Raw genomic sequence first — 21,235 nt, 5'->3', positions numbered from 1 at the left:
GACTGACTCGGGTACCGCCGCCCACCTGCGTTTTTGCACTTCCGCGTTGCTTCCTGCGGAGGACGTGGGATTCGAACCCACGAGCAGAGTCACCCCTGCTAGCAGTTTTCAAGACTGCCGCCATCGGCCACTAGGCGAGTCCTCCAGCGTCGCGACCGGGATCGGGCGCGAGCGGGATCAGTCTCTCATGAGCGATGGTGTCGATCACTGGGGATTCGGGGCCGAGGCGTTCGGGCCCGGGGTGGTGGTCAGTTGTCGCCGACGCGCTGGCCCAGGGTGACCTCGGTGGTGGCTTCCTTGCCGTCGCGCTGGTAGGTGACCTTCACCTTGTCGCCCGGGCGGTGGCTCCAGATCTCGCTGAAGAGGTCCTCGTAGGAGCCGATCGCGCGGTTGTTCAGCCTGGTGATCACGTCGCCGGCCTTCAGGCCCGCCTTCGCCGCCGGGCCGTTCGCGGTGACCGGGTCCTGGCCGTTGGTGCTCTGTGCCACGATCTGCGCGCCGGTCCCGGTGTAGCGCGAGTCGGGCAGGATGCCCATCTGCGCGTAGACCGGCTTGTTGCCCTGGATCAGGGTGTCCGCGACCCACCTGGCCTGGTTGATCGGGATCGCGAAGCCCAGGCCGATGCTGCCGGACTCCTGCTGCTGGCCGAACGGCGACTGGCCGCCGCCGCCACCGGTCGAGCGGATCGCCGAGTTGATCCCGATCACCTCGCCGGCCGCGTTCAGGAGCGGGCCGCCGGAGTTGCCGGGGTTGATCGCCGCGTCGGTCTGGATCGCGTTCATGTACGAGACCTTTTGCTGGTCGCCGGAGGCGACCGGGCGGTCCTTGGCGCTCACGATGCCCGTGGTCACCGTGTTGGAGAGGGTGAACGGTGCGCCGATGGCGATCACCGGGTCGCCGACCGCGACCTTGTCGTTGTCGCCGAGCGGCAGCGGCTGCACGCTGGCGGGCATGTCGTCGACCTTGATCACCGCGAGGTCGTAGCCCTCGGCGCGGCCGACGATCTTGGCCGGCTTGGTGGTGCCGTCGGAGAAGGTCACGCTCAACGTGCCACCGGCGGCGGCGAGCGAGACCACGTGGTTGTTGGTGAGGATGTGGCCCTGCTTGTCGTACACGAAGCCGGCGCCGGTGCCGGACTCGGTGCCCTGACCGGACGCGCTGCCCTTGGTCTTGATCGTCACCGTGCTGGGCACGGCCTGCTTGGCGATGCCCGCCACGCTCGTGGGCGAGCGGTTCAGCGAGGCCGGGTCCACCGGGGAGGAGGACGGGCTGACACCGGCCGTGGCCGGCTTGTCGTCGCGGTCCACGATCCACGCGCCCACCCCGCCGCCGACACCGCCGGCGAGCAGCGCGGCCACCACGGCCGCGACCAGGATCCCGGACGGGCGGCGCTTGGGCTTGGGCGGTGCGCCGAAGCCGGGGTAGCCCGGGTAACCGGGGTAGGCACCGGTGGCCCCGAACGGCGGAACGCCCGCGCCGCCCGCGCCGGCAGCGAACGCGGCCGGCACCTCGGCCGACGGCTCGCCCACCGGCGGCAGCGGCGCGGTCGGCGACGCCGACTCGGCGTGCGGCTGCCCCACGGTGGGCGCCTCGACCGGCTTGGCCGGCGCCTCGGACCGAAACTCCGACTCGGCCGGCGCTTCCGACCGAACCTCCGGCTCGGCCGCCGCCTCGGAACGGAACACCGGCTCGGACCCGATCACCGGCTCCGCCGGCAGTGGTGTGGAGGGAGACGATCCGTGGCCCTCCCCTGGCACCGGTGAACCGACTTCGCCGCCGGTCACGTCGCGGTCGTCGCTCACGGTCTTCCTCCCACACACTTCGGAATCGTTGATGTCCACAGACTCCCCGACGCCCTGTCTGAACACCGTAAGCGCCGGGCGTCCCGGCCGCCCGTCCCCCTTATCCCGGGGTTATCCGCGCAGGTCGAACCCCCTGAACCGGGGTGTAAATCCCGGAAGAATCACCGGAGATCGACCCCGATCCGGCGTCGGCGGGCCGGTTCGCGGCCCGTTCGCGGCCCCGTCGGCACACCATCGACCGCTCCCGGTGAGCCCGCCGGGAGCGTCCGAGGGCCCACCCCACCGGCCCCTTCGCCGGCCCGCCGACCAACCCCACGGCGCCCCGGCGGCACCCCCGCAGCACCCCCGACCACGCCGCCGGACACCGGCGCCGGACACCCGGCCGTCACCCTGTGCTCACCTCGGGATGGCACGATTGTTCCGTGCCCACCACCGGGGCGCGCCCACTGCGCGCCAACGTGCAGGTCGTCGCCCATCGAGGCGCGTCCGACACCGTCCCCGAACACACGCTCGCGGCCTATCTCCAGGCCATCGAGGACGGCGCCGACGCACTCGAATGCGATGTCCGATTGACCGCCGACGGCCATCTGGTCTGCGTCCACGACCGCAAGGTCGACCGCACCTCCAACGGCAGCGGAATCGTCTCGACGCTGGAACTCGCGGATCTGTCCGCGCTCGACTTCGGCTCCTGGAAGGAATCCGGCGTCGAACGCGAACGCCCGAACGAACCGGAGGCCCCCGACTGGGACCGCCGATCGGTGCTCACCCTGGAACGCCTGCTCGAACTGGTCGTGGACGCGCCGCGCACGGTGCGCCTGGCGATCGAGACCAAACACCCCACCCGCTACGCGGGCCTGGTCGAGCGCCGCCTGGTCGACCTGCTGGAGCGGTTCGCACTGACCCGTCCGACCGCCGAGGACCCGTCGCTGATCCGGGTGATGAGCTTCTCCCAACTGTCCCTGCGCCGGATGCGGCTGATGGCGCCGGAGTTGCCCACGGTGTTCCTGATGGAGCACGTCCCGCTGTTGTTCCGCGACGGTACGTTGCCCCGCGACGTGCGCATCGCCGGCCCGAGCATCGACATCGTGCGGGCGCATCCGCGCTACGTCGCCCGCCTGCACCGGGCCGGTCACCGGGTGCACGTGTGGACCGTGGACACTCCCGAGGACGTCGAGTTGTGCCTGCGGCTCGGCGTGGACGCCATCATCACGAATCGGCCACGACAGGTACTGGCCCAAGTGTCCGGTTGACCCCGATTAGGGGGCGTACGCTGGTAGCCTTTCGAGCCGTTATATCCGTCTTGGCAGGATCGCATACCCCTATACGCCCCTGGGCGAGTCGGAGCGCGCGTCTCCCCGCCGTTTCCCGTCCGTCGGCATCGGGCATCTCAAGCCCGACGCGCGAGACATGCGCGCGCGGCAGGCGTGTGCACTAAGGAGGCCGGGGGTGGCAATGGTCGTGGCCCGTGGGGTGCCCGATTCCGCGGCGGTGTTGGTACCGCACGCTCCGATCGGTGTGTCCGCGGCTCGGCACCGCCTGGCCACCGACCTCGACGAACGCGGCATCGCCGGGAACGTCGTGGACGACGCGGTGCTGATCCTGTCCGAATTGTTGAGCAACGCGCTGCGGCACGCCCGCGCGCTGCCGTCCGGCAACGTCCGCGCGGCCTGGTGGGTGCGTCCCGACGGGCTGCTCGCCATGGAGGTCACCGACGGCGGCAGTTCGACCCGCCCCCGGCAAGCCAGCCCGTCACTGAGCGCGCACGGCGGCCGGGGGCTGTCCATCATCGGCACCCTGGCGGCCGACTGGGGCGTGCGCGGCACCCCGGACGAGGTCACCGTGTGGGCGCTGGTTCCGATCGAGTCGCGCACCACCGACCGACTGTGGGACGAGTTCGACCTGGACACGGTGGACCCGCTCGACTGAATCCGGTCGCGCCGACCCACCGCGCCGACCCACCGCGGCTACGCACGGCGCGTTCACCCGTGCGGCCGAGCCCGGGCAACCGACCCCGCACCGCCGAGCCGGCGCGACCCCGCCGACGCGGGCCGACCCGCGCGTCCACCCGCGCACCCACCGCACCGGCCACGTGTTCGCCCACACGTTCGAGCGGCTGCCCGTGCTCGCGGAACTCAGTACCCTCGGACCTGGTGAGTCGTCGACCACCATCCCCCCGACACCGAGGCGGAGAGACCGCAGCATGGGCAAGAAGGCCGCGCTGAAGGGCCACACCGGCAACAAGACCCAGACCGCAGCCGCCACGGGATCCGTCCCGGTCGTCGGCGGTCGCGAACCGTGCCCGTGCAACTCGGGCCGCCGGTACAAGGCATGTCACGGACGTGAGGCGTCCTCCGCCGCCGAGACGCTCGTGCTGCGTCCGTTCCAGGGGCTGCCGAACGAATGCGACTGGATCGCGCTGCGCGAATTGGTCCCGGCCGCGACCGCGCGGCTGACCCTGACCGGCGAGCACGCCGACCAGGTGGTCACGCTCGCGACCGTGCTGCCGATGGCCTGGCCCGCACTGCGGCGCGCCGACGGCGCGATCCTGGTCGGTCTGCAGACCCACACCAGCTCGGGTGACGTCAGCCGGGACCTCGCGCACGCCCTGGAGCGCGCGCTCGCGCAGGAGGACGGCACCTCGGTCACCCCCGGCCCGCTGCCCGAGTCCGGCGACCGGCTGCAGGACCTGCTCGACCTGACCAAGCCGCTGGAGATCACCGTCCACCAGGGCTTCGACTTCTGGGTGGACGACCCGGCCGCGATGAACGCCGAGGTCAGCGCGTCGCTGGAGCGGGCGAACGCGGCGGCCATGCCGACCGTACGGCTGAGCTCGGTGGACGCCGCCTACTGGTGCGGCACCACCGAGAAGAACCACCTGCGCTGGGTGATGCCGTACGCGGAGGAGGAACTGCTCGACGCGATCGCGCGGCTGCACGCGGCCGGTGAGTCGAGCCTGGGCGAGGGCACGCGTTTCGTCGGCTCGTTCCGCGCGCACGGGCTGCTCGTCCCGGTGTGGGACCTGCCGACCGCGATGACCGCCGAGGACGTGGAGAAGCCGGCCCGCGAATTCGGTGAGCGGCTCGCCGCCGCGATGGCGGACACCAGCCCGTTGACGCCGCGTCAGCGCAGCGCCCGCAACGGTCTGCTGAACCGCCAGATCACGCTGAACTAGCCGGACCCCGCGCGCACCCGGGCCGGCCGCACCCGCGGCCGGCCCGGGTCACTCGCCCGGGCCGCGTTCAGCGCGAATCCGACGTCGGGGACACCAGCGACGGCGGTCGCGCGGAGTCCTCACCCGTCCTCGCGTCCGCCTCGCCCCCCTGCCGCCGCGCGTCGACCTCCGCGGCCGGCAACTCGACGACGACGGACAGCCCCGCCCCCGGTTCCGTCTCCACCCGCACACTGCCCCGGTTCGCGGCCACTCCCGCCCATACGATGGCCATGCCGAGCCCACTGCCGGTGTTCGAGCCGGCCCCCCGGTCGATGCCGTTCCCGCCGCGCTCGCGCGCGGCCCGGAAGAAGCGGTCGAAGATGCGCTCGGCATCCTGCGGCCGCATGCCCGGCCCCTCGTCGCGCACCCGCAACACGACCCGCCGCTCCCCGTCCTCTCCGGTGGCCTCGGACATCGACACCGACACGTGCACATCCGCGGACGTCGGCGTGTGCGCGCGCACGTTGGTCAGCAGATTGCCGACGATCTGACTCAGCGTCGCCTCGTCGGCCAGCACCACACAGGTCTCCGGCACGTCCGTGTGCACCCGCCGGGTCGCCTGCTGCGCGCGCAGGTCGGCGACCGCCCCGCGCACCACGGACACCAGGTCGATCGGGCGCGGCCGCAACTGCGGGCGCTGGTCCAGCCGTGCCAGCGCCAGCAACTCGTCGACCAGCCGGTCCATCCGCTCGGCCTCGACCCCCATACGGTTCAGGGCCCGGGTGCGCTCGTCCTCCGACACCAGCATTCCCTTCTCGTACAACTGCAGATAGCCGCGAATCGCCGCCAACGGTGTGCGCAGCTCGTGCGACGCGTCGGCCACGAACCGCTTGAGGTGCGTCGCCGCGTGTTCGCGGATCTCGAACGCCGACTCGACCTGCTGCAACATCGCGTTCAACGCGGTACGCAGTTGCTCGACCTCGCTGAACGACCTCTTGCGCGGCGCCACGCGCGCCGACAGGTCGGGCCGGTCCGGGCCGCCCTCGGCGATGCCCGACGCCGTCTCGACCATGTCCTCCAACGGCCGCAGCCGCCACCGGGCGACGAAGTAGATGGACCCGCCCAGCAACAGCAACAGGGCGCCGCCGACCAGCAGTTCGAAGTGCACGACCCGGTCGACCACACCGTCGACGTCCTGGGTCGAGCGGGCGAGCAGGATGTAGTGGCCGTCGCCGAGGCGTGCCGTGACGACCCGGTAGGGCTCCCCGCCGAGGGAGACGGCGCGCGGCTCGTCGTGTGCCGTCAGGCCGCGCGGGTCCCGGAGCACCGCCGCCAAGGCGCGCTGCAGGGCGTTCGGCGTCTGGTCGGCCACCGGCAGGGCAGTGCCCCGCTCGTCGACCATCACGAAGACCTTGCCGTGCAGTCCGACCGACATCAGCACGTCGCGCAGGCCCGCGGTCAGGCCCGGTTCGGACAACTGCGCACGGGTGAGACCGGCCCGCTCGATGCCGGTCCGGCCCGTGGTCAGGTCGTCGTCGACGCCCGACTCCAGGTAGTGCCGAACCCCCATCATGCTGAACCAGATCAGCAGCGCCAGCCCGATCGCGAGCACCGCGATGCTGCTCAGCGCCAGCGTCGCGCGCATCGCGACGATGTGCGGACGCTTGCGCTCGCACGTGTTCCCGCGCCGGCGCAGTCGTCCGCCCGCTCGCCCCTTCGACCCGCCCACGTCGCTCCGCCCCTCGTTCCCGCCGATCCCGCCCGTCACGCCCCGTAGTCCGCCGGCCGGAGCCCGTACCCCATGCCCCGTCGCGTCGTGATCAGCGGCGGCCCGTCCGGCACCAGCGGGTCGAGCTTGCGACGCAGATAGCTGATGTACGTCTCGACCACCGTGGACTCCACGACGTGCTCGTATTTCCACACCTCGCGCAGCAGTTGCTCCTTCGGCACGATCCGGTCGCCGTGCCGGATCAGGTGGCGCAGGAGCGCGAACTCGGTCGGGGTCAGTTCCACGCCGCGTCCGCCCCGGCGCGCGGTGTACGTCGCCTCGTCCAACTCCAGGTCGCCGTGCCGCAGTACGGGCGGACGCGCGAGCGGCGGCGCGCTCTCGTCCGGCGTCGGCCGGGTGCGCCGCAGCACCGCGCGTGTCCGCGCGACCAGCTCGTCCACATTGAACGGCTTGGTGATGTAGTCGTCGCCGCCGAGGGTGAGCCCCTTGACGACATCCGCGGGGGCGTCGCGGGCGGTGAGGAACACGACGGCGATCTCCGGCCGTTCGGCGCGCAGTATGCGGCACACCTGGCGTCCGTCGCCGTCCGGGAGCGAGATGTCCAGCAGCACGACGTCGGGCCGCACGCTGCGCGCGGCGGCGAGGGCGGCGTGCACACCGTCCGCCGTGGCCACCTCGAAGCCGTGGAACCGCAGGGTGATGGCGAGGACGTCGGTGATGCTCGGCTCGTCCTCGACGATCAGGACCGTGGCGCCCGCGCGCGGCTGACTGCTGTTCATGTCCCCAGTATCCGGCGGAAGTTTGCGGAACTTCGGAGGACTGCTTGTGAGCTTCCTGTGAGTGCGCCGGCCGCCCGCCGCGGCGCCCGCCCGGCCGCCGAGTCTGGCCTCAGGACGCACGACCGGGCCACGAGGCCCGCACGAGGAAGGAACGGCTATGGCGGCTTGGGCGCGATGGTGTCTCGATCACCGGTGGGCGGTGGTCCTGCTGTGGGTGGCCGCGCTGTTCGGAACCGTCGCGGCGAGCGTGACGGCGGGCAGTGCGTACTCCAACGTGTTCAAGATCCCCGGAACCGAGTCGTCGACCGCGTACGAGCGCCTGCAGAAAGCCTTTCCCGACGCGGCCGGCGACGTGGACAACGTGGTGTGGCAGACCGAGCGCGGCACCGTGCACGACCCGGCGGTACGCGAGCGGATGACCGCGCTGCTCGCCGACATCGCGCGCATGCCCGACGTCGGTCGTGTGGTCGGCCCGTACGACCCGGACGGCGCCGAGCAGGTCGGCGCCGACGGCCGGATCGCGTTCGCGCAGGTGACCTTCGTCAAGCAGCAGTTCGAGCTGGACACCGAGAATCTCAAGCACCTGATCGAGCGCGCCGAACAGGCCCGCGCGCCCGGGCTGCGCGTCGAACTCGGCGGACCCGCGATCGAGGCCGCCCAGGAGCCTCCGGCCGGGCTGGCCGAGGCGGTGGGCATCGTCGCGGCGGGCATCATCCTCTTCCTCGCCTTCGGATCGCTGTTCGCGATGCTGCTCCCGCTGGTCAGCGGGGTGTTCGCGGTCGGCACCGGGATCTCCACGGTCGTCCTGCTCAGCCACGTCACCGACATCCCGGAGACCGCCACGCTGTTGGGCAGCCTGATCGGGCTGGGTGTGGGCATCGACTACGCCCTGTTCATCGTGACGCGACACCGCAACGGCCTCAAGGCGGGCCTCTCCCCCAAGGAGGCCGCGGTACGGGCACTGGACACCTCCGGGCGGGCCGTCGTGTTCGCGGGCGGCACGGTGTGCGTCGCGTTGCTCGCGCTGTTCACCGTCGACATCACCCTGTTCGACGGAATCGCGATCAGCACCACCCTCGTCGTGGTGCTCAGCGTGCTCGCGTCCGCCACCCTGCTGCCCGCACTGCTCGGACTGCTCGGCACGCGCGCGCTCAGCCGCCGCGAACGCCGGACACTGGCCGCGGCGTCCGCCGCCGGCGCCCCGCGCGGCGAGGAGGCCGGACGCGCCGCGCTGCGCTGGGCGAGCCTGGTGCAACGCCGGCCCCGCCTCCTCGGCCTCGTCGCACTGGTCGTCATGGGGGCGCTGTCGGTGCCCGCCCTCTCGCTCCGCCTCGGCACCAACGACCAAGGCAACCAGCCGACTTCGCAGACCGTCCGGCAGGCGTACGACCTGCTCGCCAAGGGTTTCGGCCCCGGCTTCAACGGCCCGCTGCTGATGGTCGCCGAGCTCGACGGCGCGCGGGACCGGCAGGCGCTGGACACCCTGATCACCGAGGTGCGCCGTACCCCCGGTGTCGTGCGCGTCGTCGAGGCCCCGGTGCCCGCCGACGCCCGCGGCCTCGCCGCGGATACCCGGGTCGTACAGGTCGTGCCCGCGACGTCCCCGCAGGCCGAGGCGACCGACAAGCTGATCGACACGTTGCGTGACAAGACCGTCCCCGCCGCCGCGAAGGACAGCACGCTCAAGGTCCACATCGGCGGCGAGACCGCGCTGCAGAAGGACTTCGCCGCCGTGGTCGGCGACCGCATGCCGGGCTTCATCGCCCTGATCGTGGGGCTGGGCGCCCTGCTCATGCTGGTCGCGTTCCGCAGCCTGCTGGTGCCGCTGACCGCCGCGCTGATGAACCTGATCGCCGCGTGCGCGTCGTTCGGCCTGCTGGTCGCGATCTTCCAGTGGGGCTGGGGCATGGACCTGATGGGGCTCGGCAAGGAGGGGCCGATCATCTCCTTCCTGCCGGTGATCATGCTGCCGCTGCTGTTCGGGCTGTCGATGGACTACCAGGTGTTCCTGGTCAGCCGCATGCACGAGGAATGGCTGCACACCGGCGACAACGCCCGTGCGGTACGCGTGGGCCAGGCCGGGACCGGGCGGGTGATCAACTCGGCCGCGCTCATCATGATCTTCGTATTCGGCTCGTTCATCCTCAGCGGCGACCGCGGCGGCATGATGGCCGGCCTCGGCCTGGCGGGCGCGGTCGCGCTGGACGCGTTCATCCTGCGCATGCTGCTCGTGCCCGCCATGATGCACGTCCTGGGCCGCGCCAACTGGTGGCTGCCCGCGTGGCTCGACAAGGTGCTGCCGCACCTGGCGGTGGACCCGCCCGACCGGCCCGCCGGCGACGCCCCCGGCACCGCCGGGGACACCGCGGAGAAGGTGCTGACGCCCAGCCGATAGGCAACGGGGCGGGGTCGATCCGCCCGGTGCCCGGCGTACACGTAAGACGACAAGAACCGCCCGCACGCCCGACAACGGGCGTGCGGGATCGGTCGTGATCGGTCGATGAACGGCCCCGGATTGGAGATCGGCCGGCTTGTTGTTACCTTTGAGACAGCTCGGTCGCTGATGCATCCCCCGTCTTCAGCGGCCGGGCCTCTCACTTTTCCGGGGTCTTTTCCCGTTTTTGTCCCGAGGGCTTTTTCCGCCGCCCCGCACCGGAATGTCCGTATGCGTCGATCGCCGGACGAGGTGGCTCTCCCGGGCCGAAGTCAGCGCTGCGCGGTGGCCGATCCCGAACGGAGCAGCTTGGTCGAGCCGTCCTTGGAAGCCAGTTCGGCGACGGCGGACCAGCCCTGGATATCCTTGGGCACGCGCACGCGCGGACTGTCGCAGCGACCCTCGGCGTCCTTGGGTTCGACGGTGCAGGTCACCCGCAGCGTGTTGCCGCCCGGCTGGAGAACGCTCATCACCAGCAACAGCGGGTCGGGCGTGGGGTTTCGGTAGTAGACCCGGCCCCAGGCCTCCGAGCCGTCGCGCTCGACGCAGGTCTGCGCGCGCACCCCCTGGGGGCCGTCGACCGCCTTGCCGCACACGCTTTCCGTGCCCACGACCGGCAAAGTACCGGCCGTGGCCGAGGACTTCGCGGTGGGCTTGCCGCCGATCAGCTCCAGCAGCCCGGCCGAACCGGCCCGATCGCGGTCGCCGACACCGTTGCCGAACTCGGCCGCCTTGGCGGCGCTCGGGCGGGTGGTCGGCCCCGAGTCGGCGGTGTGGCGGCCCTTGTCCGGGCCCGCCGAGTCCGCGGAGGCGGCGGCGAGCGGGACGATCAGGCACAGACCCACGACCGCGCCCAGGGCCACCGTGCGGATGTGACCCGTGCGTGGGCGCTGCATGGTGTCTCCTAGCGCGCGAAGCCCCCTCCGCACGCTCCCCGACGATGGGGATCCGGGTGCGGAACGGGGCCGGAATGATCGGCGCGCCGAGCCTATCGCGCCGCCACGACGTGCAGCGATCACCACATGTTGCGGTTACGCCACAACGATCACTCCATCGCGTGACGGCGCGCCTTCGATCAGGCTCTGGGCCCGGCGTGTTGGCAGGTGTCCACGAGCGTGCGGACCAGGTCGGCCACGGCCGGCAACCATGGTCCGCCGGCCGTCGGATCCCCGGAGGGAGCCGGTGGCCGGGCCCAACGCAACAGGCCGCCCTGCACTCGGGACGGCGGCAGCGCGAGGTAGCCGCCGTCCCCGTGAAAGCGCAGGGTCGAGGGCACCGTGCCGTACCGATCGAGGCCGTATCGGTCCAGCAACTCACCCAGTTCGCCCAACTCGTATGGCTCAACCAGGAACGCGTAGCGGCCCGGCGCGGCGACGACCGGACCGGTACGCACACCGAGCCGGGCGAGTTGGTCGAGCGAGCGGGCACCGGCTTCCGACGGCACGCTCAACGCCGCCACCCGCCCACCCGTCGCCAGGATCACCGACGCGTCCGGGGTCTGCTGCCACCACCAGCGCGCCATGCGCTCGTCACATGTGGCCGCGAGCAGGGGAGGTTCACCCGGATGGGCGCCCGGCACGCGGCAATCGGTCGCACCACAACGACACACGCCCGACCAGCGGTCGTATCCGACGCCGGGAACCACCGGCCAGCGCCATCTCGCACACGTCAGCACGGCCGACATCAATGCGGTGCGTTCCCTCCGTCGTCTTCCGAGGATCTCGCGCAGCATGCGCTCGTTCCTTTCCGTGAACGTGGAAGCACTATGCGTGATACTCAGGTACTCCGCAGCCGACCACGAGGAGGCCGCTTGGCGGCACATGGCGCGAGGTGGCGCAGGGGTGGCGAATTACGGCGCCCGGTACGGGTGTTGCCCTCGCGGATCGGGCCTCGGGCGGGAGATGGGGGCTCCCGAGCGGACCGTTGTGCCATCCGTTGCTGCGGTTTGCGCTGCGGTTCGGTCTGTTGGTCTCTGCCTGGCCCGGCACCGCGTCCGATGCGACGCCGCGACTGTTCCAGCACTCCTCACCGAGGACGACGAACAGCCGGCCCTCGGAGGTTCCGCAGATCTCACGAGACCGCGATCACAGGGTCCTTGAGCATACCCGCGATGTGGCTCTCTTCCGTTGTACCCCCATCGTCCGCGACCTTCACGCCGCCGCGCCGCGGGGTTGGGCAGGACGGGTGGAACCGGCCGGCATTCGGGTCGGCTCGTAGGATCACGCCATGGCGGAGCACACGACCGGCACACCGACCGGCGACACGGCCGTGGTGATCCCGGCATACGACGAGGCACAGCGCATCTCGGCCACGGTCGAGGCGGCACGATCGATCGCCGGCGTGGATCTCGTGGTGGTGGTGGACGACGGCTGCACCGACGACACCGGTACCGCGGCGCGCGTCGCCGGCGCCGTGATCGCCCGGCACGGGCGCAATCGCGGCAAGGCCGCGGCGATGGAGACCGGGGCGGCCGTGGTCGCCGCGATCGACGTGCGTGAGGGCCGGGAGCAGCCGCGCCACCTGCTGTTCCTGGACGCCGACCTGGAGCGTACGGCCGCCGCCGCGGCACCCCTGATCGACCCGGTACGAGCCGGGACGGCGGCGATGACCATCGCGGTGCTGCCGCCGCAACTGCGGGCCGGCGGCGGGCGCGGGTTCGTCGTCCGGGCCGCCCGGGACGGGATCGCCCGGGCCTGCGGGTTCACCGCGACCCAGCCGCTTTCCGGCCAGCGCTGCCTGACCCGAGAGGCGTTCGAGGCCGCGCTGCCGCTCGCGGCCGGCTTCGGCGTCGAGACCGGACTGACCATCGACCTGGTCCGCGAGGGGTTCGCGGTCGAGGAGGTCGAGGTCGAACTGCACCACCGGGTGACCGGAACCGACTTCGCCGCGCAGCGCCATCGGGCCCGGCAGTACGCGCACGTGGCCCGAGCGTTGGCCGAGCGCGGCGCGGCCGGGGCGTTGCCGGGGGCGATCCGCGGTCGTGGCTGAAACGGTGACGCCACGGCCCGGCACGGAGCGTCGCCCGTCGATGTTTCACGTGGAACACCCGTTTGGGCGTGTCGCGCTCGGCCTGACGGCACTGGCGATCGCGCTGCTCCTGGCGGCCGGGCTGCTGGGGCCCTCGGCCGCACAACCGCCGATGCCGGGCGGGCCGTCCTGGCTGCCGCCGTATCACCGCGACGCCCGGCCCGGCGCCGGTGTGGTGACCGCGCTGCTGCTCTCGGCGGCGCTGTCGGGCGCGCTCGGGCTGGGCATGGCGATGCGCGAGCTGCGCCGGGGCTGGGCGCCGGATCCGGGCCGGCTCACCCTCGCCGGGGCGGTCGCCGCGCTCGCGGTGGTGTGCGTACCGCCGATGGGCTCGGCCGACCACCTCGTGTACGCCGCGTACGGCCGGCTCGCGGCCGGCGGCGGCGACCCCTACCGGGACACCGCCGCGACGCTGGTGCGGGACGGGGATCCGGTCGGCGTCGCGGTCGAGGCGCCGTGGACGGACGTGCCGTCCGTGTACGGGCCGGTGGCGACCGCCGAGCAGTGGCTCGCGGCCCGGATCGGCGGGACCTCGGTGCACACGATCGTGCTGGTGCTGACCCTGCTCGGAGCGGCCGCGTTCGTGCTGACCGGACTGCTGCTCCAGCGCGCGGCCGGCCCGGACCGGGGCGCCCGGGCCCGGGTGGCGATGCTGTGGTCGCTCAATCCGCTGCTGCTGTTCGTGGCGGTCAACGCGGGCCACCTGGACGCGTTCGCGCTGGTGTTCGCGGTCGGCGCGCTGCTCGCGGTGCGCCGCTCCCCCGCGCTCGCGGGCGTCCTGGTCGGCTTGGCCTGCGCGGCGAAGATCTCGCTGGGGCTGTACGTGTTGGCACTGGCCTGGGGCCTGCGTGGTCGCCCGCGCGCGCTCGCCGCGCTGATCGGGTCGGCGCTGGCGGTCGGGATCGCCACATATCTGCCGGTCGGCCTCGGCGCGTTCGATCAGATGCGCGAGAACAGCAGACTGGTCTCCCTCGCGGTGCCGCTGCGGCTGGTGCTGGGGCCGCTGGAGTCGGCCCTGGGGCACGACCCCGCCCGCACCGTGATCGGCCTGCTCGGCTGGCTGCTGGCCGCGGCGGTGGTATGGCTGCTGGCCCGCACCGCCGCCCGGGCCCGGCCCGCGGCGATGGACCGCGTGACGCGCGACAGCGCCGCCGCGGCCGCGCTGTTGTCCCTGGCCTGGCTGCTGACCACGCCGTACAGCCTGCCCTGGTACGACGTCGCCGCCTGGGCACCGCTCGTGCTGCTCGCGCCGTCCGCGCTCGACGGGCTGCTGCTGGCCCGCAGCACGCTTTTGGTGTGCGCGTACATTCCCGGCCGGGTGGTTCCGCTGCCGGACGTGGTGGACACCCTCCAGCGCACCCTGCGCGGCACCGTCGGTCCGTGGGCGGGCGCGGCCATCCTGGTCGCGGTGGTGCTGGTCAGTCGGCGTGCGGGCGGGCCTCCGCGGCTGCGATCACCGCGATCGCCAGCGGCGCCGCGATGGTGAGCGCGACCGCCGGGATCTGGATGCCGGAGTCGTTCACCGCGTAGCCGACCACCGCGGTCAGCCAGCACGCGAGCAGCGTCGAACGCAGCCACGGCACGGCCGCGAAGGAGCGCTCCAGGGCGGGCGCCCGCCACTTCGCGGGATCGCGCAGGGCGAGCACGAGCAGCACGAACACGACCGGGATGATCAGCGTGAACGGCGTGGTGAACGAGTGCAGGTTGCCCATGATCTTGCGGTGCAGCGTGTCGCCGGCGTCGCCGTCGACGAGCTCCTGGACGAACCGGCCCAGGTGCGAGCGGCTCGCCGCCGGGCGCCGCCAGTCCAGCACGGCGATGGTGCCGATCACCACGACCGCGCCCAGGCCGACCAGGCCGACCTTGGCCCACGAGATCCGGGTTCCGGTGAGCAGCAGGCCGAGCACCGCCAGTCCCGGGATCAGCGCGAGCACGCCACCGAAGTCGCTGCCGAACGCGGGCCAGCCGTCGGCCACCACCGCGACCGCGCCCACCACGACCAGCACCGCGACCGCCGCCCGCCGCCGGCCGGCCGCGAGCAGCCGGCCCGTCGGCCACGCGACGGCGAGCAGGACGGCCATCGCGAAGATCGTCCAGGCGACGTTGCCGAAGCCGTAGAACCGGCCCGCGACCAGCGGGGACAGCCCGAACAGGGTGTTCGGTTGCAGCGGTGAACCGGCCATGACGTCGCCGGCCAGGATCACGGCGGTCGCCGCGGCGACCACGCCGGCCGGGCCGTAGGGGTGCCGTCGCCAGGGGCCGAGCAGGGCCGCTGCCGCGAGCACGGCGGCGAACGCCACGGTGAGCCCGAGCAGCGCCCAGGCCGGGTCGCCGGCCTGCTCCCACGGCACCAGGCCGACCAGGAACGATCCGCCGGGAACGGCGCCGAAGAACACCCCGATCCCGGTCGCGGCGCGTATCACCGCGCGCCGGGCCCGGGTCCGGCCGCCGCGGCCGAACCGCACGGCAAGCCACAGCGCGAGCGCCGCGAGCACGATCGGCAGCAGGGTGAGCCAGGTGAAGAAGTACCAGACCTCGCGCACCGTGCGCGATGCCTGCGCGCCCACGTCGAACAGGCGCAACTCGTCGATCGCGGTGCTCCCGGAGGGGCCGGCCGCCCGGGTGTAGACCGCGCCGACCAGTTCGCTCGGCGCGTCGATGCCCAGCGGCGCGAGCAGGCTGGGGGCCAGGTCGGTGAGCTGGACCAGACCGTCGTCGCGGGTCGAGGTCGCGGTCAGGTAGCCGGAGGAGAATCTCGTGTCCGACGCGGTGCCCGGCCCGCTCGCCAACAGCGCGCGCAGGTGCGGGGTGCCGGTGTCGTCGGCGAGGCCGGCCACCACGAGTTGTGTGCGCGGCGGCAGCGCGGCGCCGATCCGGGCCACCTGCGCGTCCACCGCCCGCAGCCGCTGCACGCGGTCGACGCCGGGTCCGGTCAGGCCGCCGAGGTCGACCAGGGTCAGCGCGGAGCGTTCGATCAGCGCGCTGTCCACGGCGTTCGGGTCCGGCAGGTAGGCGCCGCGCACCCGGCCGGTCGGGTCGGCGCTCGCGTAGGCCGCGCCGGGGCCGACCGAGGTGACCACCCGGCCGCGCTCGGCGACCGAGGCGGCGAGTTGCCCGTACCTCGGGTTGTAGCCGAACGAGTCGTTGCGCTTGACGATCGCGCGCATGTTCGGCACCGTCGCCGAGCCGTCCGGAGCCAGGGTCGGCGGCAGCGGCTCGGCACACGGCTCGCCGCTCCCGGCACCGGTCCGGGCATCCGTCGAGCGGGCACCCGAGCCGGCGGTGAGCCACCCGTCGACCGGGCACGCGCGCGGATGCACGGTGCGCACCGACATCGCGGCCGAGCTCGCGTGCCCGGCCAGCGCGGCCAACCCCGGGGTGCGCCCGGCGTCGATGTCGGCCCAGGTCAGGCCCGGTATCCCGAGCAGGACGACATGGTCGGCGGCGGCCGGACGAGCGGGTGCGGCGCCGGCCGACCCGGGCAGCGCCGAGAGCGCGAGCACCGCCGTGAGCACGGCGAGCAGCAACCGGAGGGGACGTGCGATCACGGGTGCCTGCTCCTCGACGTACGCGGCCTACACGGGGACGGATGGTCGCCCAAGGCTATGCGTCCGCGCCCGCCCGCACGTTCAGGGCAGCAGGCCCGCCGCGTACGCCGCCGCGGTCGCGGCGCCCATCACCACCTTCACCGGTCGGCCCAGCGACGCGGCCGCCGCGGCCACGTCCTCGTACTCCGGCTGGGCGTTGACCACCCTGCCCTCGAACATCGCGGTCTTGACCCGCACCGGCAGGCCCTCCACCCGCACCGTGCCGAACTCGCGGGCCAGCGCCCGCTTGGCCACCGGAACGATCCGCGCCCCTATCGTCGAGGTCTCCAGGAACACCGTGTGCAGCGCCGCGTCCACCCGGTCCGCCGGGACCAGGACGCACAGCGTATGGGCGGGACGACCCTTCTTCATCAGGATCGGCACCAGCCACGCGTCGCCCGCGCCGATCGCGAGGAGCTTGCCGAGCACCGCGGGCCACAGCCGCGGATCGAGATCGTCCACGTTGGTCTCGATCAGCACGTCCTCGCCGGTCGGGCGCACGCGCTCCGCCTCGTGCCGCTCCCCGAGCACGACCCGCAGGATGTTGGGCACCTCCTCGACCCGTCGGCTGCCCGCGCCGGTCCCGGACGCGGTGATCCGCAGGGCCGGCATCGGCCCCCAGCTCCGGCACACCGCCGTGAGCAGGGCCGCGCCGGTGGGGGTGCACATCTCGTACGGGGCCGGGCCCGCGTAGACCGGCGCCGCGGCCACCCGCATCAGTTCGAGCACGGCCGGGACCGGCACCGGCAGGACGCCGTGCGCGGCCCGCACACTGCCGTTCCCGAGCGCGACCGGCGAGCCGACCGCGTCCTCGATGCCCAGCGCGTGCAGCGCGGTACACGTGCCGACCACGTCGGCGATCGCGTCCAACGCGCCGACCTCGTGGAAGTGCACCTCCTCGGGCAGACACCGGTGCGCGCGGGCCTCGGCGTGCGCGAGCCGATCGAACACGTCGTGCGCGCGGGCGTGCACGGGTTCCGCCAGGTCGGCGCGATCGAGCAGGTCGCGGACGTCGTGCCAGGTGCGGTGCACGTGGCTGTGCACGGTCTTGACCCGGGCGCGGGTCGCGGCGATCCCGTGTCGGTCGGTGCGTTCGGCGGTGATCAGAATCGGTTCGACGCCCACCGCGTCGACGGCTTGCTGGACGGCCTCCAGCGGAGCTCCGGCGTCGATCAGGGCCCCGAGCAGCATGTCGCCGCTCGCACCGGCCTGGCACTGGAACCATGCGATTGCCACGCGGATACCTCCCGTCGCGGCCACTGTCGCAGCCGATCGCGGGTCCCGCCGGGAAACCGACGAAGCGACCGAAAGCGACCGCTTTCTTGCACTTGGGTTCCCGTGTGCTTCGGCGTTCGTGGCTACGTGCTTCGGCGTTCGTGGCTACCGGGTCCCGGCGCTCCGCGCCGCCCCGACCGACCGCGCCACCCGGGCCGCGAACACGCCCGCGCCGAAGCCGTTGTCGATGTTGACCACCGCGACCCCGGGCGCGCACGAGTTGAGCATCGCCAGCAGCGCCGCGAGCCCGCCGAAGGACGCCCCGTAGCCCACGCTGGTGGGCACCGCGAGCACCGGCACCGACACCAGGCCCGCCACCACGCTGGGCAACGCGCCCTCCATGCCCGCGACCACGATCAGACAGTCCGCCGCGTCGAGTTCGGCGTGCACCGCGAGCAGCCGGTGGATGCCGGCCACGCCCACGTCCTCGATCCGCTCCACGTCGGCGCCGAACAGGCGCGCGGTGAACGCCGCCTCGCCCGCCACCGCCGCGTCCGAGGTGCCCGCCGAGACCACCCGGACCAGGCCGCGCGGGGTGGGCGGCGTGCCCACCGCGACACACGTGCCGCTGTCGTCGGTGTACGCCTCGCCGGGGAACGCCGTGCGCACCGCGTCCACCACGGCTGCCGAGGCGCGGGTGGCGAACGCGGGCCGCCCGCCCGCCTCGCGCAACCGGCGGAAGAGCGCGACGGTCTGCTCGGGTGTCTTCCCGGCCGCGAAGACCACCTCGGGATCACCGGTGCGCAGCGCCCGGTGGGTGTCCACCCGGGCGAATCCCAGATCCGCGAAGCCCGCCGTGGGCCCGCGCACGAGGTCGTCGAGCGCCTCGTCCACGCCCGCCTCCCCGGCGGCCACGCGGTCGAGCAATTCCCTTACCTCGGCCCGGTCCACTGCCCCGATCGTAACCTCCACCGGAACGACCGCGTCCGACACGGCAGTTGGCAGCGGGCGCCGGGTCGCCCGCGGGCCGGCCAGGAGACCGCTAGGAGACCGGGACCAACGCGTCCTCGCGCCAGCGCAGCGTCTTCTCGAAGCGCAGCACCGCGCCGCGCCGCGGATGGTTGCTCAGTTGCACGTGGTCGGTCATCGCCCGGATCAGCATCAACCCGCGACCGTTCTCGGCGCCCGGGCCGACGTTCACCGCCGAGCCGCGCAGCCGGTCCATCGGAAAGCCCGGACCGCCGTCGATGATCTCGACCCGACAACAGTCACCGGTGATGCCCGCGCGAATCTGGTATTCCGAATACGGCCCGCCCCGGGCGTGCTCGACCACATTCGCGCACGCCTCGGACAATGCGAGGCCGATCTCCATCGCGATCTCGCGATCCACCCCCGCCGTCTCCATCGCACCGACCAATAGCCGGCGCGCCATCGGCACGCTCGCCGTATCCCGTGGCAGGTGGACAGTCCACCTCATGTCCATGAGCGGCCTTTCGACATCTCTGGGAGTCCGGCTGTATCCGGCGGATCACACACCTGGTTTTATTGCCGCCGCTTGGTCCCTGTATGCGCACATCACTTGATCGGTCGTCAATACCCCGTAAAGACGATTCGTTCGGCCGCATCGTGGGGACATCATGTGCTCGCCCCGACCGGTGCCGGTTCGCCGGCCGTGATCATCGGCCATTCCCGGCCCCGGGCACGACGGGCCGGCGCGCGATGAGACGATGGGGCGTCATGCAGGCCGTGTCCGTACCTTTCCGCGCCGTGCGCGCCGCCGTCTTCGCGGCGGTATGCGCCGCGCTCGCGGCATGCGGTCACGCGTGGATGTCGACCGAGCCGCTGCCGCTGTGGGCGCCCGTCGCCGGCTTCGCCGCGGTGTTCGTCTCGGCCTTCGCCGGAGCGGGTCGACAGCGCTCCTTCGCCGCGATCACCACGCTGCTCGCGGCGGCCCAACTCGCGCTGCACACCCTGTTCGCCGCCGCGGCGAGCGCCGCGACGCCCGGCCCTTCGGCCGCGGCCGGCGGCTCGGGGTCGAGCACGCTGCTGGATCGACTGCTGTGCGGCCCGCGCGACTCCACCGGGCACATCCTGCTGCCCAACGGCTGGACGCCCGAGCAGATCATCCGAAACGCCCGGGTGGACCCCACGCTGTTCCCGCAGGAGCCGCCGGCCGGGCACCACCACATGGGCGGCTCGGGCCCGCTGCTGCTCGACGGCGGCGCGGGCATGGTGTGCGCGCACCTCGGGGCGGCCCTGCTCACCGGCTGGTGGCTGCGGCGCGGCGAGGCCGCGCTGTTCGCCCTGCTCGGCTTGGCCGCGGCGCCGCTGCGGATCGTGCTGGCGGTACTCCGCGGCTTGGTCGTCCCGGTCCTCGAGACCCCGGGCGGCATCCGGCGGACCGGCTCGGACCCGGACCTGACGACACATCAGACGCTGCTTCGGCACGCGGTGACCCGGCGCGGCCCGCCGGCGGAGTACGCGCTCGCCTGCTGATCCGCTCTCGACCGGGTGTCGGATCGGCGGTGGCGCGCGTCCGCCCTCCTGCCGTCCCCTCCCGGACCGAGGCCGCCCCCGTGCGCCCTCGGCCGGATCACCCATGGAGCAGACACCCCATGACCATGACCACCACGCGCCGCCGGCTGTCCGTGATAGCCGCCTCGGCCGGCGCCGGCATCCTCGTCTTCGCCGGCTCGGCCTCCGCGCACGTGACCGTGCAGCCGGGCACCGCCGAGCAGGGTTCGTACGCCAAGGTCGCCTTCCGGGTCCCCAACGAGCGCGACGACGCGGGGACCACCAAGCTCGAGATCACCCTGCCCGCCGACAAGCCGCTCACGTCGGTACAGACCCGGGCGATGGCGGGCTGGAAGGCCGAGGTCGAGAAGACCAAGCTGGCCACGCCGATCGACAACCACGGCAAGCCGCTGACCGAGGTGGTCTCCAAGATCACCTGGACCGCGGACGCCGGCACCCGGGTGAACCCGGGCACGTTCGAGGACTTCGAGGTGTCCATGGGCAAGCTGCCCACCGACACCGACAAGCTCGTCTTCAAGGCCGTGCAGACCTACGACAGCGGCGAGGTCGTGCGCTGGATCGACCTGGCCGGCGCGGACGGCAAGGAGCCGCAGTACCCCGCGCCGGCGCTCAAGCTCACCGCCAAGGCGGGTGCCGGCACCACGCCGGCCGCCGCCTCGGCCAAGCCCTCGACCGACGCCAAGGCCTCGACCGATGCCAAGGCGTCCGTCGCCGCGGTCGCCGAGGACAAGAGCGACGACTCGACGGCGCGCACGCTCGGCGTGGTCGGCATCGTGGTCGGCGTGCTGGGCCTGGGCGCCGGCGTGTTCGCCGTCCTGCGCGCCTCGCGTCGGGGCACCTCCGCCTGATCGTCGGTCCGCCCGGACCGAGGTCTCGCACCGCGGTCTCGGACGTGAACTTCCCGGCCCGGGCGCCGGCACCGCATCGATCGGTGCCGGCCGCCCGGGCCACCGGGCCCGCGCCGGCGCCGAACCCG

Annotated in this window: 17 protein-coding genes and 1 tRNA gene; 8 read left to right on the top strand and 10 right to left on the bottom strand. The window is 72.9% G+C overall.

The features are described 5' to 3' along the window. Nucleotides 1-56: 56 nt before the first annotated feature. Together ACWCPW_RS08235 and ACWCPW_RS08230 are read right to left on the bottom strand one after the other, a co-directional pair. Nucleotides 57-145 (bottom strand) — tRNA-Ser (locus tag ACWCPW_RS08235). Nucleotides 146-248: 103 nt separating this feature from the next. Next, complete coding sequence (locus ACWCPW_RS08230; RefSeq protein ID WP_449760732.1) at nt 249-1,802, bottom strand: trypsin-like peptidase domain-containing protein; 1,554 nt, start codon at nt 1,800-1,802, stop codon at nt 249-251. Between the two features lie 422 nt (nt 1,803-2,224). Between ACWCPW_RS08230 and ACWCPW_RS08225 the strand changes: the two genes are divergently transcribed. From ACWCPW_RS08225 to ACWCPW_RS08215, 3 genes are all read left to right on the top strand, one after another. Further along, a complete protein-coding gene (locus ACWCPW_RS08225) occupies nt 2,225-3,052 on the top strand; it encodes a glycerophosphodiester phosphodiesterase (RefSeq protein ID WP_449760731.1) in 828 nt (275 codons plus the stop codon). Nucleotides 3,053-3,254: 202 nt separating this feature from the next. After that, entirely contained in the window at nt 3,255-3,728 is a 474-nt protein-coding gene (locus tag ACWCPW_RS08220) for an ATP-binding protein (protein ID WP_449760815.1), read from the top strand. Between the two features lie 274 nt (nt 3,729-4,002). Then, entirely contained in the window at nt 4,003-4,974 is a 972-nt protein-coding gene (locus ACWCPW_RS08215; protein WP_449760730.1) for a DUF5926 family protein, read from the top strand. A gap of 67 nt (nt 4,975-5,041) precedes the next feature. Here the strand turns inward: ACWCPW_RS08215 and ACWCPW_RS08210 are convergent, their stop codons facing one another. Both ACWCPW_RS08210 and ACWCPW_RS08205 read right to left on the bottom strand, forming a co-directional pair. Then, on the bottom strand, nt 5,042-6,682 hold the full coding sequence (locus ACWCPW_RS08210) for a sensor histidine kinase (RefSeq protein ID WP_449760729.1): 1,641 nt from the start codon (nt 6,680-6,682) through the stop codon (nt 5,042-5,044). Between the two features lie 35 nt (nt 6,683-6,717). Then, nucleotides 6,718-7,461 (bottom strand): response regulator transcription factor, encoded by a 744-nt coding sequence (locus tag ACWCPW_RS08205; protein ID WP_449760728.1) that lies wholly within the window; start codon nt 7,459-7,461, stop codon nt 6,718-6,720. Nucleotides 7,462-7,618: 157 nt separating this feature from the next. Here ACWCPW_RS08205 and ACWCPW_RS08200 point away from each other — a divergent pair, with 157 nt between their 5' ends. Beyond that, a complete protein-coding gene (locus ACWCPW_RS08200) occupies nt 7,619-9,856 on the top strand; it encodes an MMPL family transporter (protein WP_449760727.1) in 2,238 nt (745 codons plus the stop codon). A 311-nt stretch (nt 9,857-10,167) separates the two neighbouring features. Here ACWCPW_RS08200 and ACWCPW_RS08195 read toward each other — a convergent pair whose 3' ends face one another. Continuing rightward, complete coding sequence (locus tag ACWCPW_RS08195) at nt 10,168-10,791, bottom strand: hypothetical protein (protein WP_449760726.1); 624 nt, start codon at nt 10,789-10,791, stop codon at nt 10,168-10,170. Between the two features lie 179 nt (nt 10,792-10,970). Continuing rightward, complete coding sequence (locus ACWCPW_RS08190; protein WP_449760814.1) at nt 10,971-11,579, bottom strand: bifunctional DNA primase/polymerase; 609 nt, start codon at nt 11,577-11,579, stop codon at nt 10,971-10,973. A 542-nt stretch (nt 11,580-12,121) separates the two neighbouring features. Between ACWCPW_RS08190 and ACWCPW_RS08185 the strand changes: the two genes are divergently transcribed. Beyond that, nucleotides 12,122-12,883, top strand: a complete 762-nt coding sequence (locus ACWCPW_RS08185; RefSeq protein ID WP_449760725.1) for a glycosyltransferase family 2 protein — start codon at nt 12,122-12,124, stop codon at nt 12,881-12,883. 49 nt (nt 12,884-12,932) lie between these two features. After that, nucleotides 12,933-14,408 carry a hypothetical protein gene (locus ACWCPW_RS08180; protein WP_449760724.1) on the top strand — a complete coding sequence of 492 codons (1,476 nt, stop codon included), beginning with the start codon at nt 12,933-12,935 and terminating at the stop codon, nt 14,406-14,408. Here ACWCPW_RS08180 and ACWCPW_RS08175 read toward each other — a convergent pair. From ACWCPW_RS08175 to ACWCPW_RS08160, 4 genes are all read right to left on the bottom strand, one after another. Beyond that, nucleotides 14,341-16,470 carry a hypothetical protein gene (locus tag ACWCPW_RS08175; RefSeq protein WP_449760723.1) on the bottom strand — a complete coding sequence of 710 codons (2,130 nt, stop codon included), beginning with the start codon at nt 16,468-16,470 and terminating at the stop codon, nt 14,341-14,343. The two genes, ACWCPW_RS08180 and ACWCPW_RS08175, sit on opposite strands and share 68 nt — an antisense overlap. 81 nt (nt 16,471-16,551) lie before the next feature. Further along, the gene (larC, locus tag ACWCPW_RS08170) at nt 16,552-17,745 is read right to left on the bottom strand and encodes a nickel pincer cofactor biosynthesis protein LarC (RefSeq protein WP_449760722.1); all 1,194 of its coding nucleotides are present in this window, start codon (nt 17,743-17,745) and stop codon (nt 16,552-16,554) included. Between the two features lie 144 nt (nt 17,746-17,889). Continuing rightward, on the bottom strand, nt 17,890-18,675 hold the full coding sequence (gene larB, locus ACWCPW_RS08165) for a nickel pincer cofactor biosynthesis protein LarB (protein ID WP_449760721.1): 786 nt from the start codon (nt 18,673-18,675) through the stop codon (nt 17,890-17,892). Between the two features lie 91 nt (nt 18,676-18,766). Next, entirely contained in the window at nt 18,767-19,201 is a 435-nt protein-coding gene (locus tag ACWCPW_RS08160) for an ATP-binding protein (RefSeq protein ID WP_449760720.1), read from the bottom strand. Nucleotides 19,202-19,470: 269 nt separating this feature from the next. On the opposite strand from ACWCPW_RS08160, the gene ACWCPW_RS08155 reads away from it, so the two are divergent. Then, complete coding sequence (locus ACWCPW_RS08155) at nt 19,471-20,220, top strand: hypothetical protein (RefSeq protein WP_449760719.1); 750 nt, start codon at nt 19,471-19,473, stop codon at nt 20,218-20,220. A 119-nt stretch (nt 20,221-20,339) separates the two neighbouring features. Further along, entirely contained in the window at nt 20,340-21,107 is a 768-nt protein-coding gene (locus tag ACWCPW_RS08150) for a YcnI family copper-binding membrane protein (RefSeq protein WP_449760718.1), read from the top strand. Nucleotides 21,108-21,235 lie beyond the last annotated feature (128 nt).

Source organism: Embleya sp. NPDC001921 (genome assembly GCF_053594475.1).
Note: the sequence above shows the minus strand (reverse complement) of the source record. Positions and strands in the feature narration are given on the sequence as shown.